9 protein-coding genes and 1 pseudogene are annotated in these 13,600 nt (G+C 45.1%); all 10 read left to right on the top strand.

Annotation, left to right across the window (positions count from 1 at the left end):
* The first annotated feature begins 22 nt into the window (after positions 1-22).
* The 10 genes and pseudogenes from whiA (at position 23) to plsY (ending at position 13,536) form a co-directional block, all read left to right on the top strand.
* Positions 23-958 carry a DNA-binding protein WhiA gene (gene whiA, locus DSBG_RS10090; protein WP_009623652.1) on the top strand — a complete coding sequence of 312 codons (936 nt, stop codon included), beginning with the start codon at positions 23-25 and terminating at the stop codon, positions 956-958.
* Between the two features lie 61 nt (positions 959-1,019).
* Complete coding sequence (gene rpoN, locus DSBG_RS10085; protein WP_068964161.1) at positions 1,020-2,420, top strand: RNA polymerase factor sigma-54; 1,401 nt, start codon at positions 1,020-1,022, stop codon at positions 2,418-2,420.
* A 620-nt stretch (positions 2,421-3,040) separates the two neighbouring features.
* Positions 3,041-3,727 carry a phosphate signaling complex PhoU family protein gene (locus DSBG_RS10080; protein ID WP_083236807.1) on the top strand — a complete coding sequence of 229 codons (687 nt, stop codon included), beginning with the start codon at positions 3,041-3,043 and terminating at the stop codon, positions 3,725-3,727.
* A gap of 51 nt (positions 3,728-3,778) precedes the next feature.
* Positions 3,779-5,407 carry a Na/Pi cotransporter family protein gene (locus DSBG_RS10075; RefSeq protein WP_068964115.1) on the top strand — a complete coding sequence of 543 codons (1,629 nt, stop codon included), beginning with the start codon at positions 3,779-3,781 and terminating at the stop codon, positions 5,405-5,407.
* Between the two features lie 709 nt (positions 5,408-6,116).
* Positions 6,117-6,834, top strand: a pseudogene (locus tag DSBG_RS10070) (MIP/aquaporin family protein).
* A gap of 47 nt (positions 6,835-6,881) precedes the next feature.
* A complete protein-coding gene (gene glpK / locus DSBG_RS10065; protein WP_068964113.1) occupies positions 6,882-8,378 on the top strand; it encodes a glycerol kinase GlpK in 1,497 nt (498 codons plus the stop codon).
* Positions 8,379-8,548: 170 nt separating this feature from the next.
* Entirely contained in the window at positions 8,549-10,168 is a 1,620-nt protein-coding gene (gene glpA / locus DSBG_RS10060; RefSeq protein WP_068964111.1) for an anaerobic glycerol-3-phosphate dehydrogenase subunit GlpA, read from the top strand.
* Positions 10,165-11,412 (top strand): FAD-binding protein, encoded by a 1,248-nt coding sequence (locus DSBG_RS10055; RefSeq protein WP_242877527.1) that lies wholly within the window; start codon positions 10,165-10,167, stop codon positions 11,410-11,412. The genes glpA and DSBG_RS10055 overlap by 4 nt, the downstream gene beginning before the upstream one ends.
* 38 nt (positions 11,413-11,450) lie before the next feature.
* Complete coding sequence (locus DSBG_RS10050; RefSeq protein WP_068964155.1) at positions 11,451-12,695, top strand: anaerobic glycerol-3-phosphate dehydrogenase subunit C; 1,245 nt, start codon at positions 11,451-11,453, stop codon at positions 12,693-12,695.
* A 259-nt stretch (positions 12,696-12,954) separates the two neighbouring features.
* Positions 12,955-13,536, top strand: coding sequence for a glycerol-3-phosphate 1-O-acyltransferase PlsY (gene plsY / locus DSBG_RS10045; protein ID WP_068964109.1), 582 nt, complete (start codon positions 12,955-12,957; stop codon positions 13,534-13,536).
* Positions 13,537-13,600: the final 64 nt, after the last annotated feature.

The following is a 13,600-nucleotide window of genomic DNA, read 5'->3' as shown; positions in this document are numbered from 1 at the left end:
TCGACATAAGGGGGTTGGAAAATTGTCCTTTAGTGCTGTCACCAAAGAAGAACTTGCACGTTTAGGCGGTCAGAAATCTTGTTGCGAGTTAGCAGAACTAGCGGCTTTGGTCCGCATGGACGGAACATTCCAAATTAGTGCAAATCAACAGTATGCCTTGAATGTAATTACAGAGAGTGCTCCAGTTGCACGTAAGATCTTTCGCTTGGCTAAGGATGTGTTAAAGCGTCCGGTGGATATTGTAGTTCGCCGTAAACTTAGGCTTCGTAAAAATAATTCATATTTAGTCAAAATCTATCTCCGGGGCCTAGAAGACTTACAAAACTTGGGCCTGGTTGATGAAGCAGGACAAATTTATCCTGGAATCTCTCCTAACCTTATAAAAAAGCGCTGTGATCAAAAAGCTTATTTGCGAGGAGCTTTTTTGGCGGGAGGTTCGATCAATAACCCTGAAGGCGAATATCACCTGGAAATTGTCAGTAATGATGCGCAACATGCTAAAGCATTATGTCAGTTGGTTAACCGATTTAAATTAGGGGCTAAAGTGAGCATGCGCAAGCATTGGTATGTAGTATATATCAAAGAGAGTGAACACATTGTAGAGTTTATTGGCTTTATAGGAGCTCACCGTGCCCTTTTGGAATTTGAAAACGTTCGAGTGCTTAAAGGGGTCCGGAATCAAGTGAATCGTTTAGTGAATTGTGAGACTGCTAATCTGGATAAAATTGTCGATGCCGCAGTGCGCCAGCTGGAAAATATTCAACTTATTGTAGATACGATTGGATTACAGTCTTTGCCACCCGCACTTAGGGATATGGCGGAGCTTCGGTTGGAATATCCAGATGCCAGTTTAAAAGAACTTGGAGAAATGCTACGGCCAAAAGTCGGTAAATCAGGAGTCAATCACCGGATGAGGAAGATTGATGAATTGGCGGAGCGAGTCAGGAACAAAAAATAGAACCCTAAAGTTAGGCACATGGGAAGACAACCTAAAATCAGAGATGGTGGGGGGAAATAAGGTGCGGTTAGGGTATGGACTAAGTATAGAGCAAACTCAAAAACTTATTATGACTCCGGAATTGCGTCAGGCAATTACTATTTTACAGTTGTCCGCACTTGACCTTTCCACGTATGTTGAGGATCAGCTTATGGAAAATCCTTTGCTGGAAACTCAAGAAGAAATTATGAACAGTAAAGAGGATGCAGAGCCCCCTGTGGCTGAAGAAAGTATCGCCGATGAGAAATGGGATGTAGACTGGCAGGATTATTTTCAGGATCAGGACGAAAATCGTGTTCGTCAGGAACGGGTGGTGGTGGAGGACAAACAACGATTTGATCCCTTTATAGCTTCAGCGCCAACTTTATTGGAGCACTTGCTCGAACAACTACATGTTCAGAAAGTCTCTGCTTCTTTATCCGTAGCGGAGTACATTGTTGGGAATTTGGATGACAATGGGTGTCTAACTCTGTCATTAGAAGATATTGCTCGTGAAACAAATGTCTCACTCGAAACAGCCGAAGAAGCGCTAGCCTTAGTGCAGACCCTGGACCCGTTAGGGGTGGGAGCACGAAATCTAGAGGAATGTCTTCGGTTACAATTACCGCTTCTGGGCAACTATCCGCCTGAGTTCCCGGAGTTTTTAAAGCATCTTGAAGATTTGGGGGCAGGACGTTTGCAAAGAATTGCTCATGCTTTGAAAATTTCGCTGTGCCAAGTCCAAGAAATGGCCGATCTGGTCCGCAAACTGGACCCTAAACCAGGTCTCAGATTTTCCACTCCCGGAGAGGTGCGCTATGTTGTCCCTGATGTCGTGATTGAAGAAATAGGTGGAGAGTTTATTATCCTGGTAAATGACATCACAGTACCCCGCTTAGGGATAAACAAGGCCTACCGTGATGTCTTAAGCCATGAGGAGGGTACAGACACCCGCAAATTTGTTGAGCAGAAATTGAACGCGGCGGCCTGGCTCATTCGTAGTATTGAGCAGCGACGTCTAACCCTTTATAAAGTAGCAAATGCCATCGTGAAGTGGCAAACAGAATTTCTTCGCTATGGGACCCGTCATTTGAGACCGCTTACGTTAAGAGATATTGCAGAGGAAATTGGAGTTCATGAATCGACCGTCAGTCGAGCCACATCTCATAAATACGTACAAACACCCCGGGGGATTTACGAATTTAAATTCTTTTTTGCAAATAGCATGGGGCGAGGTCATAATAACGAATCTAGTATAACGACTGAGGAAATCAAACTGGCTTTGCGTGATATCATTACGTCAGAAAATCCTAAAAACCCTTATTCTGATCAAAAAATAGCTGAACTTTTAAAGGCCAAAGATATGGGGATCTCCAGGCGCACGGTTGCTAAGTACCGTGATGAGCTGGGGATTGGGGCGACAACGGTTAGAAAACGCTACTAGGGAAAGTCGTATGGACACGCTCACTCCATCCGTTCGTAGGCCAAACTAAAGCTCCGTATAACATGCAAGAGCGAGTACCGGCCAAATTCGGCATCCGACGGCCATGACTCAAACAAGACGTTTGAGATTAGAGCACCGCCCGAAGACACTGTCTTCGCACGTATTAGCCCTTCTTGCAGGATGGCGGGGGACCGTGCCGCAATGCGGCTGAGAACGGTGAAAGATGAGTTTATCGGGGTTAGGAAGCATGAAGATTAAGATAGAGAGATGAGAAGTCACTGGAGAAAGCGTTGTTTGCGGTTTCTCCAGTGACTTTTATGTTTTAGAACAAGTCATATCATTTTATGAGCTTTCTGGTGAATAGGAGTGAGACATAAATTTATAAAGCACCCTGTCTTGAATATGAATTATCAGAATATTTAATCAATACCTTTAGGATGGCGTTACGAAACTTCTGGTTCCACAATATAATAAGTTAACTTTATTCGATGGCTAACCGCAGTTCAAGTAGCACTATCAAGGATCGAATATAGAATATAGAGTATCAAATTTGCCCTCTGGAATTTGCACGCAGATAATTTTGCTTTATTCATTGAATCTAAAGGAAAGAGGTGTGATGTATGGGAATGTTTCGTACATCAGGTTATGACCGGGTCTTGCTAAATTTGCGTGTGATGACGGTGGAGCTGGCGGAAGCTGTGAGAAATCAAATAAGTGCGGTGCTGGAAGCGTTTGAGCATGGTGAGGCAGTTCGAGATTGTGAACAACGTGATGATGTGATCGATCAAATACGAGACAGTATCGTCAATCGTAGTTTCGACATTATGAGTTTACAACAATTGCGGAGTCAGGATTTGCGTTGGATTCTCGGATTTCAAAGAATGGCCCAGGAGCTCGAACGGGTCGCCGATTACGCATGCGATATTGCTGAGCTGAGTGAGCTCAAGCCGGAGGGGAATTGGTCGCCAGATATTCAACGGATGGCCAAACAATTGCTAGCAATGACGAATTACACTCTGGCCATATTGAAAGAGGAGGTAGAGATCACCATAGATTTAACAGACCAGGATGATCTCTTGGACCATGTGTATGCCAATTTAAAAGTAGCTTTGCTTGAAGGCAGCCAAACTAAAAGCAATGACGGCCAATTAGGGTTGGGACTGGTGGTGGCTAGGACACTGGAGCGTATGGGGGACCATATCGTTAATGTAGCGGAGACACTTTTATTTATTCGAACAGGAAGTAGACGATTAGCCGGCGAGTTTCCTGTTACAACTCCAGACGGAGCAAACCTTCGTAGGCAATAGAAAAAGAGGGTAGAAATAAGAAACCAGTAGAGGAGTTGATGAACTATCAGCATGCTGGGGCCTGTTTTTATATTTCTGGGCGGTTTGGGACTTTTTATGTATGGAGTTCACACAACATCAGACGGCTTGCAAAAGTTTGCGGCCAACCGTCTGAAACAAATTCTCAACTCCTTAACAGAAAAAACGTTTCTTGCAGTTTTGCTGGGTATGGTCGTGACAGTGGCCCTTCAAAGCTCTGCCGCAACAACTGTTTTAGTCGTAGAGTTTGTTAATGCAGGTATGATGAGTCTAGCTCAGGCTTTGGGAATCGTCTTGGGATCCGCTGTAGGAACCTCTATTGTAATTCAGCTGATTGCCTTTAAGATGCTCAACATCGCCCTAGGTGCAATCTTTTTAGGATTTATATTGCATGTTTTCGGCCGTGGTCAGTGGAAGCATCTGGGTCAGTCCTTGATTGGGTTTGGGATTATCTTCGTCGGGATGGCCAATATGTCGGAGGCTTCAGCGCCCCTTAAAAATATTCCGGAGGTTTATACATTCCTTACCCAGATAGGGGCTCAACCACTCTTGGCCCTTTTGGTTGGGCTTCTCTTAACGACGGTAATTCAGAGCAGCACGGCGTTATTTGCGATTATGATGTCTTTAGCTGGCCAACAACTTTTGCATTTAAATGTCATGGTTCCTTTAGTGCTTGGCGCGCACATTGGGGGGACAATGACTACCTTGCTCTCTAGTTTTACGGCTCAGCAAAGGGATGCTCGGCGGGCGGCGCTGGCTAATACAGGTTATAAAGTTGTAGCCGCTATCGTAGTATTCCCCTTTCTCTCTGAATTCGCTCAACTGATCACTTGGACAACTCGCGACTTGCAGCGCCAAGTAGCCAATGCCCATTTGCTGTTTGCCCTCTTTATGGTTTTCATCTTTCTCCCTTTCAACACGTGGATCGCAAAGGCCTTAAAGTGGGGCATACCAGACAATCCGGATCAAAACCTTAACCCGAAGTTCAAAGTGCTCGATAAATCCTCGCTAGAAGTACCGACCGTTGCTCTAAATCAAGTGGAGGTTGAAATTATCGCTCTTGGGGACCTTATTCTAGAAAAAATGATGCAAGAAGTTCCAGCCGTAGTCCTGGAGCTGGATGAGGAGCGTGCAGTTGAATTTGCAGCGACTGAAGAAAAAGTCGCTTGGTATTACAGGCATATAACACGGTTTCTTACAGCTTTATCTCATAAGGGGTTAACGGAGGAGCAAGCGGAAGAATGTCTAAATGCTCAATTTATCTTGAAGGAAATGGACTACATCGAGGATATCTTTATCTCCATTAGGCAACTGATTCAAAAACTGCATCGGGATAAAATAACTCTTCCATTCGAAGACTGGGAACAGTTGCAGGAGCTTCATAACTCGATCACAAAAAACTTCGCCAGGATGATTCAAGCACTCCATAAATGGGATGTCGACTTGGCTGCCGAGGTAATCCGTGAGCATCCGGAAATCATGCGTCTTCAACGCAGTCTACAGTTTAGTGCCTTAGCCCAAACTCCGCACTGTGATCTGGACGAAGATAATTGCCTTAACCAAGAAAAACTTTGTTATGCGGTGGTAGATTTAATTAATCTTCTATATACGATTGATGATCATGTGGTCAATATTGCGCAAGTAGTCATGGGGATTGTGTGAGGTTTAGTCTCAAGGTCAAAGATTTGGCGGGTTCAGGCCTACGGTTGCCGAGAATCGCGCGGGGGGAGATTCTACGGTATGGCAGGAGTCATGGGGGACGGAGGGGCGAGGACTTGAGCATCAGATTGTGTCGAATAGATGAAGAAAGGGGAAGAAAATAAAAAAATTCCCCCAAAAGGTATTGAAATATCAGAAAAAAAGCAATATACTACAATTACAGTTTATCTTCATCTCAATCTTGCTCGCATCGAGAAGATGAAGAGGAGTACTTGAGTAAAGATCCATATTCCTCTAAGTATTGAAAAAAATAATATAATTAGGCTAGAGAGTATTAGAGAAGCCGAAGTATGCTAAAAATTCTATTTTTGAGTTTTAGCGACTTTGGCTTCTTGTTTTTTTCTTTTTTCTAATGAAAAGGAAAAAAAGAGAATATAAGGATCTTAATCTTGGCCTAGAGGTAAATAATAACCATACCCCTCTAGATCTACCGATACTCTAAGGTTCTACACTGGGTCGAGTTTAAGAAAGGGAGGGGGGCTGTGGATGTTGGGAAAGGCCAGCATTACAAACTAAGGTGGTCGTGGAGTTACTATCAAACCTGAGTGCTTGGAAATTGGTATCTCGGATTGACAAGGATGTAAATAGTTAATACGAACTTTAACAGGGGAGAGAGATCTTAATTTTACGTAATTTGAGGGGGAATCGTTAAATGGCAGCAAAGTTTTTAGCGGAAATGCTGGGTACTATGATTATACTTTTGTTCGGTTCGGGGGTAGTCGCTAACGTCGTATTAAACAAGACTAAAGGAAATAACGGTGGCTTTTTTATGATTACTTTAGGCTGGGCAGTTGGAGTTCTCTTGGCGATTTATGCCACAGGCCCAATAAGTGGAGCACACTTAAACCCAGCTGTAACGATTGGGCTGGCGACAATCGGATTGTTTCCTTGGGCAGACTTCCAACATATATTGCGGCCCAGTTCTTGGGAGCATTCATAGGCGCAGTGCTAGTTTACTTGCCCATTTGAAGCAATGGGCGGCAACCCCAGATCAGGGCGCTAAATTGGCCGTTTTTAGTACGGGACCAGAAATTCGAAATTATTCAGCGAACTTGCTGACTGAAATCATAGGTACTTTCATATTGGTCTTTGTAGGACTTTCCATTGGAATTTCGAAATCGGCAACGACTACTGGCCTTAATCCACTTTTGTGGGGTTTCCTAGTGTGGGGACTCGGTGTATCTTTCGGCGGACCTACTGGCTATGCTATCAATCCAGCACGTGACTTGGGACCCAGAATCGCTCACTTTTTGTTGCCAATAGCGGGAAAAGGATCATCAGATTGGGGTTACTCCTGGGTGCCTGTTGTCGGACCAATTATTGGTGGAGTACTTGGCGCTGTTCTATATAAAATAGTCTATATGGGCTAGAAATTCTTGAATATCAAGAATAAAATCAAGAGATGGAGTGATTTGCAATGAAAAAATACGTTATGGCTCTCGATCAAGGTACTACAAGTTGCCGTGCAATCCTTTTTGACCAAGAAAGTAAGATTGTTGGAGTTACACAAAAGGAATTTGCCCAAATCTATCCGAAGGCGGGTTGGGTTGAGCATGATGCAGAAGAAATTTGGAGTACTCAATATGGTGTGATTGCAGAGCTCATAGCTAAGACCGGGATTAAAGTTGATGAAATTGCAGCCATTGGGATTACTAATCAGCGTGAGACGACGGTAGTCTGGGATAAAAATACTGGTAAACCTGTGTACAATGCCATTGTCTGGCAGTGTCGTAGAACAACAGCTATTTGCGACGATCTCAAGGCCAAGGGTTATGAAGAGATGGTACAGGAAAAAACGGGTCTCGTGGTAGACGCTTATTTTTCGGGAACGAAAGTAAAATGGATTTTAGATAATGTAGAAGGAGCCCGTGCTAAAGCTGAAAACGGCGAATTGCTGTTTGGAACGACGGATACCTGGCTTATCTGGAAGCTCACTGGTGGAAAAGTACATGTCACGGATTATTCAAATGCTTCCCGAACTATGATGTTTAATATTCGTGAATTGCATTGGGATAATGAATTATTGAAAATACTTGACGTACCTCAAGTAATGCTGCCTGAGGTCCACAATTCCAGCGAAGTCTATGGTAATACCGATGCAGGAGTATTCTTAGGCTATGAGATTCCTATTGCCGGCGTTGCTGGTGATCAGCAAGCAGCTTTGTTTGGCCAAGCATGCTACGAGCCTGGGGATGCCAAAAATACCTACGGTACAGGTTGTTTTATGCTGATGAATACAGGAAGCAAAATACACGCCTCGAAACATGGCTTGTTGACAACCATTGCGTGGGGTATCGATGGTAAGGTAGAATATGCCTTAGAAGGCAGCATCTTTATTGCGGGGGCAGCAATTCAGTGGTTGCGAGATGGTTTAAAAATGATTGATGTAGCCCCGGATTCGGAGTATTTTGCTAAAAAAGTCAAAGATACCGATGGCGTTTACTTTGTCCCCGCTTTTGTCGGTTTGGGCGCTCCTTATTGGGATATGCGCGCTAGGGGAGGAATTTTTGGTCTGACTCGAGGAACAACAAAATCCCATATTATTCGGGCGGCTTTGGACTCCTTGGCTTATCAAACTAAAGATGTTTTAGGGTCTATGGAGGCCGACTCTGGAATCGCGTTAAAGTCCCTGAAAGTTGATGGCGGTGCGGTAGCGAATAATTTACTGATGCAGTTCCAAGCAGATATTTTGGGAACTCAGGTTGATCGACCCGAAATCATTGAGACGACAGCCTTAGGCGCTGCTTATTTAGCGGGTCTAGCAGTCGGCTTCTGGGCCAGCAAAGAAGAATTGGCAAGTCGTTGGTTGCTTGATCGGCGTTTTGAGCCTGATATGGCAGAAGAGAAGAGAGCAAAACTCTATAAGGGCTGGTTGAAAGCAGTCGAGCGTAGCAAAGATTGGGAAGAAGACTAAGAGTCAAGACGCTGCTTGAGGTATTTAGAAAGTGTTCAAGCGATGATGAGATTGTATAGCAGGGTAAAAGCATATAAGGCGGCTTGAGAATAAGTGAAGCCACCAAAGAGGCCATTGTGAAACAACGGTTTCTTTGGTGGTTCTTAATTTCAGGCAAGGAGGTAATACGGATGCGTGAAATCGATACCCAGGTCGTAGTAATTGGAGGAGGAGCAACAGGGGTTGGCATATTGAGAGACCTTAGTCTGCGTGGAATACCGGCGCTCTTGTTAGAACAAGGAGATTTAGCACATGGGACAAGTTCACGCTTTCATGGCCTTTTGCACAGTGGCGGTCGTTATGTGGTCAAAGATGATAAGGCTGCGCAGGAGTGTATCGAGGAAAATAGAATTTTGAAACGCATTGCAGCGCATTGCATTGAAGATACTTCAGGGTGGTTTGTATATCTAAATGGGGATGATCCAAGCTATTTGGAGTTGTGGATCAAAGGGTGCGCACAAGCAGGAATACCGGTTAAAGAGGTTCCGCTGGAAGAGGCTTTTCGGCTCGAGCCCTTATTGACACGCAAGGCGGCAAGGGTCTTTGAAGTTCCTGATGCCACCGTCGATGGTTTTAAATTGCTCTGGGCGAACGTGAAGTCCGCAGAAAAATACGGAGGAAATTATCAAACGTATTGTAAAGTTCAGTCGCTTTGGCTAGAACAGGGGCAAGTAATAGGAGTCTATGCCGAAGATCTTATCACAGGTGAAACGATCCAAGTGCGTAGCAAGATCGTCGTGAATGCTGCAGGACCTTGGTCTTCTGAGATTGCGGCAATGTCCGGCTTTGATGTGCACATCCAAAAAGACAGGGGGGCTCTCCTTGTATTCAACCAACGGATGTTTAAGCGAGTCATTAATCGTTTAAGAACACCGGGTGATGGTGATATTTTTGTACCACATGAGACCGTAACTATTTTTGGGACGACTTCCCAAACAGTGGACTTGCCCGACGATCATCAGGTTAATGAACAAGATGTAATGGATTTAATAGAGATCGGTCATAACTTGGTAGAAGAGATTGAACAGCAGAGAGTTGTCCGAGCGTTTGCTGGAATTCGCCCTTTGTATGAAAGCGTTGATGCCTCAGATCATGAAGGGCGTGGAGTTAGCCGGAATTTCTCGCTTATCGATCATGAGAAGAAGGACGGAGTTCGTGGGCTCGTTAGTATTGTAGGTGGCAAGTTAACGACTTACCGCTTGATGGCCGAGAAAGTAACCGATTGGGTTGTTGCGAAATTAGGGGTGCAAACGGTATGCCGTACTGCAGAAGAACCCTTGCAAAATGAACTAGCAACAGAAGTTTGGGATAAGGCTCGCCAGTTATTAGGTGCCGCGGCTGCAGACAAGATGATGGAACGATTAAACGAACAAGCCGAATCCGTCGTTGAGGCTATAGCTCGTCAACCCCTGCTGGGACAGTATGTTTGCGAATGTGAAATGGTCACGCAAGCAGAAGTGCTTCATGCTCTGCAAGATCCCTCGATTCACTCGCTTGATGATCTCCGTCGGCAGACTCGACTGGGAATGGGGACGTGTCAAGGCACCTATTGTACCTATCGGGCGACCCCTATGATTCAAGAGAGGTTTGGTGGTTGGGAGAGAACTATCCAAGAATATCAAATCCTCTTAGGCGAACGTTGGCGAGGAATAATGCCAGTTCTTTGGGGAGAGCAACTTCGCGAAAGTGAATTAGCACGGGCTTTGTTTTTGAACGTTCTGAATTTCAAAGCCGAAGAAAGTGAGGGATGAACGAGATGTGGGATGCCATAGTGGTGGGGGGAGGTCTAGCTGGTTGGACAGCAGGAATTCGAGCCGCCCAACGAGGCAAAAAAGTTCTTTTAGTTACGGAAGGGGTCGGAACACTCTTTTATTTCTCGGGGATTTTTGATTATGGAGACGTTGAGGGTCTGCGGCATTTGCCGAAACACCCCTATACCTTATTCGATTCACAGGCCATACTTCAAGGCCAACACTTTGTTCAGAAGATCTGTCCGGAGTATGTTGTGAGTGACCTGCCCCAGACTGCTTTTACTGTCTTAGGTACTGTGCGTCAAGGCGACCTCATGCCGCGTAGCATGGTTCTTCCCGACCGTCAAGGGCAGGGAACGTTCGTCCTTTTAGTGCCCGAAGGATTGAAGGATTTTTTCCCGGAGATCGTGGCAGCTAACATGACACGCGAATTTCCAGGTTGGCAGGTGAGCGTGAAGAAGATGCAAGTGGAGGCTCTTGCAGAATGGACCAGACTGGGTAAAAATGTGTCGAGCATTGATTATGCAGCCATCTGGAGGTCCGAAGCAGGGCAAAGAGCCCTTGCTCAGGAGATCGAAGAGATCAAAAGACAGTACCAGGAGGCGGGTAAGTCGACAAGCCAGATTGTCGTAGTTCTGCCCAGTTTGGTTAGGGGATACTTTGACTCTTCGCGCACAAAGCCCTTTAGGAACGAAATCTCTCTGCCTGTAATGGAAATGAGTTCTTTTGTACCCAGCCCACATGGTCGTTATTTGGCAGAGTATCTCAAGCATACCTTTACCGATTTAGGCGGAGAGCTGATGATCGGAGCACGTGCGGTATCTATAAACGGAGAGGCGACGGCTGAAGGTCAGGCTAAAGCCGGTCAAGAACTAATAGTCCACAGTATGGGCAAATCGTTGCGGTTAAAAGGCAAGAAGTTCATCTTAGCGACAGGTGGACTGTTGGGTGGGGGAATCAAAGTGAGTATGGCGAGAAAATCAATTAGTGAAGGCGTTTTTGATCTGCCTCTTTATGTGCCAAACGAGTGGAGTGGACCCAAGTTTTTTGCTCCTCAACCGTTTACTCAGGTCGGCGTAGAAACAGATGAATTCATGCGGCCCCTCGATCCTACAAGTGGACAAGTAGTTTGGGGTAATGTCCATGTCGTGGGAAGAATGCTTGCTCACTGGGATCCTTGGACTCAAAGGTGTGGTGGAGGGGTTTCGGTCACATCTGGTTACGTTGCAGCTGAATTAATTTAGTGAGCGGAGCATTTTAGAAAGGGAGGGGATCCTTGACTGTGGATTCAAGAGATGAATTGGCAGCTCGATTGGATGCTTGTCAAAAATGTAATGTGTGTACAGCTCAGTGTCCGGTGGCTAAAGTTAACCCGCATTTTATTGGACCAAAAGGGTTAGGACCGGATATGGAACGGTTTCGTATGGGCCAGATCATTCAAGGTGAAACAACCTTAGATGATTGCTCTAATTGCAAGACATGTGAACTGACTTGTCCATCCGGCGTCAAAATAACGGAGATGATTCTTAGTGCCCGGAGAGCCGCTCGTCAAGCGCCGAACAGTAACACATTGAGTCTAAAATTACGTTTGAGGGGTTATGTTTTGGGTCGGGCGGAATATCTGGGTAAGCTCGGGGTCATATGGCCGTCTTTGACAAATCAGGTCTTAAAGATTAAACTTGTCCGCGTGGCTCTCGATAGAGTAATGTCAATTAGTGAGAGTGGTCCCTTACCAGCTTATGCCAAACCTCTGGAACTGCAGGGTGACAAAGGTGGAAAGATTGGAGCAAGTACTCATAAACAGGTTGTTTATTTCCCAGGTTGTTATACACGCTATAATGAGGCCGATACAGGTCGGATTATGATCAAAGTCTTAGAGCATCTGGGGTATAAGACCATAGTACCTAATTTTCACTGCTGCGGTTTACCACTAGAGGCGAACGGCCAGTTTGAGCAGGCTCATAGAAACGGTCTTTATAACTTGGAATTAATGCGACCTTATCTGGAAGCGGGGCTGCCGATTATTACATCTTGTACGAGCTGCGGTTTGACACTGAAAGAAGATTACCCAAAATTGCAGACGACATCGGCCCAGCTCATCGGAACCCAGACGTATGATTTGTTCGAATTTCTGTGGCAACTATATGAAAAGGGAGAATTACCCCTTGATTTTCAGGAAGTTAAGGCATCATACGGTTATCATCCTCCCTGCCACTTAAAGGCCCAAGGAATTGGAACGCCTGCTCTGCGCATTTTGGGATTAATTCCCGGAGTAAAAATCCGCAATCTTGATGCTGGTTGTTGTGGCTTATCGGGTAGTTATGGCTTTAAGGCTGAAAAATATGATAAAGCAATGAAAATTGGCAGCACACTTTTTGAAGCGATTAACGTGGGGGCAGGTCGCGGCGATTTTCAAGGTATGACGACTGAATGTGGAGTGTGTAAAGTGCAAATTCAGCACGGCACGGGCCTGCCTACAGAGCATCCTGTGCGCATCCTGGCCAAAGCATATCGTCTGATAAACTAAATCAAGCAATATTCTTAAACGTTAATTCTAATGTTGCATTCCAACCTATGAGTGCTTAAGCATCAATTTAAGGTATTCTTCAGAAAATATTTGAAATGAGAACTCGGTGAATTGATTTTCCGCTAAGATCTGATAAACTAACAAGCAAAACCATGGTAGGGGTAGTTATTAGGAGGTTTCCTTCTCAACCCAAAGTAACGCGCAAGATGAGATAGGATACGATAGAAACTTGGCGCTTAAAAGAGGAGGTCAAAAGGGCATGTTAAAGTATTTGGCATTACTTTGTGCTTATTTCCTAGGGGCCATACCATTTGCTTATTTAGCTGGGCGTATCAGACGCGTGGATATTCGCTCACAAGGAAGTGGCAACATTGGCTCAACGAATGCTTTTCGATTGTTAGGTGCAAAATATGGCTTGGCTGTGTTTGCGGGGGATGCTTTGAAGGGTGTCTTAGCAACAGCGCTTTGTCTAAATTTGTGGGGTCCTTGGGGTGGCGTAGGCGGTGGTATCCTGGCAATTATAGGTCATAGTTGGAATCCCTTTTTTAAATTTAAGCCCACGGGCAAGGGTGTGGCAACGGGTTTCGGCGTTATTACAGTTCTAGTTCCAGGGATATCCCTCATTGCCATTAGTGTTTTTGTTTTAGTCACATTTGTTACTCGTTATGTTTCGCTGGGGTCTACTCTAGGAGCTGCAACGGCTGTTTTATTGACCCTTATTTCACCAGCCCCTGTCGCTTATAAAGCGTTCGTTTTCGTGGCAGGCATGTTGGTTTTCGTACGTCATCGCGCTAATTATCAGCGTTTATTGAAAGGGACAGAATCTAAGCTCAAATATTAAGGCGAATCGGTCGAGTATGTGTTTCCGCTGAGCCCTTCTTATCCACGGTATCCCATTCTACAGT

It is taken from the genome of Desulfosporosinus cupriresistens (assembly GCF_001707885.1).
Classification (GTDB): Bacteria; Bacillota; Desulfitobacteriia; order Desulfitobacteriales; family Desulfitobacteriaceae; genus Desulfosporosinus.
The sequence above is the reverse complement of the archived record's forward strand: the minus strand, read 5'-3'. Positions and strand labels throughout refer to the sequence as shown.

Bases quoted from the DNA above. Each gene is read 5' to 3' on its own strand.
- DSBG_RS10080 (WP_083236807.1), top strand. From the start codon at position 3,041: ATGGGAATGTTTCGTACATCAGGTTATGACCGGGTCTTGCTAAATTTG.
- DSBG_RS10075 (WP_068964115.1), top strand. From the start codon at position 3,779: ATGCTGGGGCCTGTTTTTATATTTCTGGGCGGTTTGGGACTTTTTATG.
- glpK (WP_068964113.1), top strand. From the start codon at position 6,882: ATGAAAAAATACGTTATGGCTCTCGATCAAGGTACTACAAGTTGCCGT.
- glpA (WP_068964111.1), top strand. From the start codon at position 8,549: ATGCGTGAAATCGATACCCAGGTCGTAGTAATTGGAGGAGGAGCAACA.
- DSBG_RS10055 (WP_242877527.1), top strand. From the start codon at position 10,165: ATGAACGAGATGTGGGATGCCATAGTGGTGGGGGGAGGTCTAGCTGGT.
- plsY (WP_068964109.1), top strand. From the start codon at position 12,955: ATGTTAAAGTATTTGGCATTACTTTGTGCTTATTTCCTAGGGGCCATA.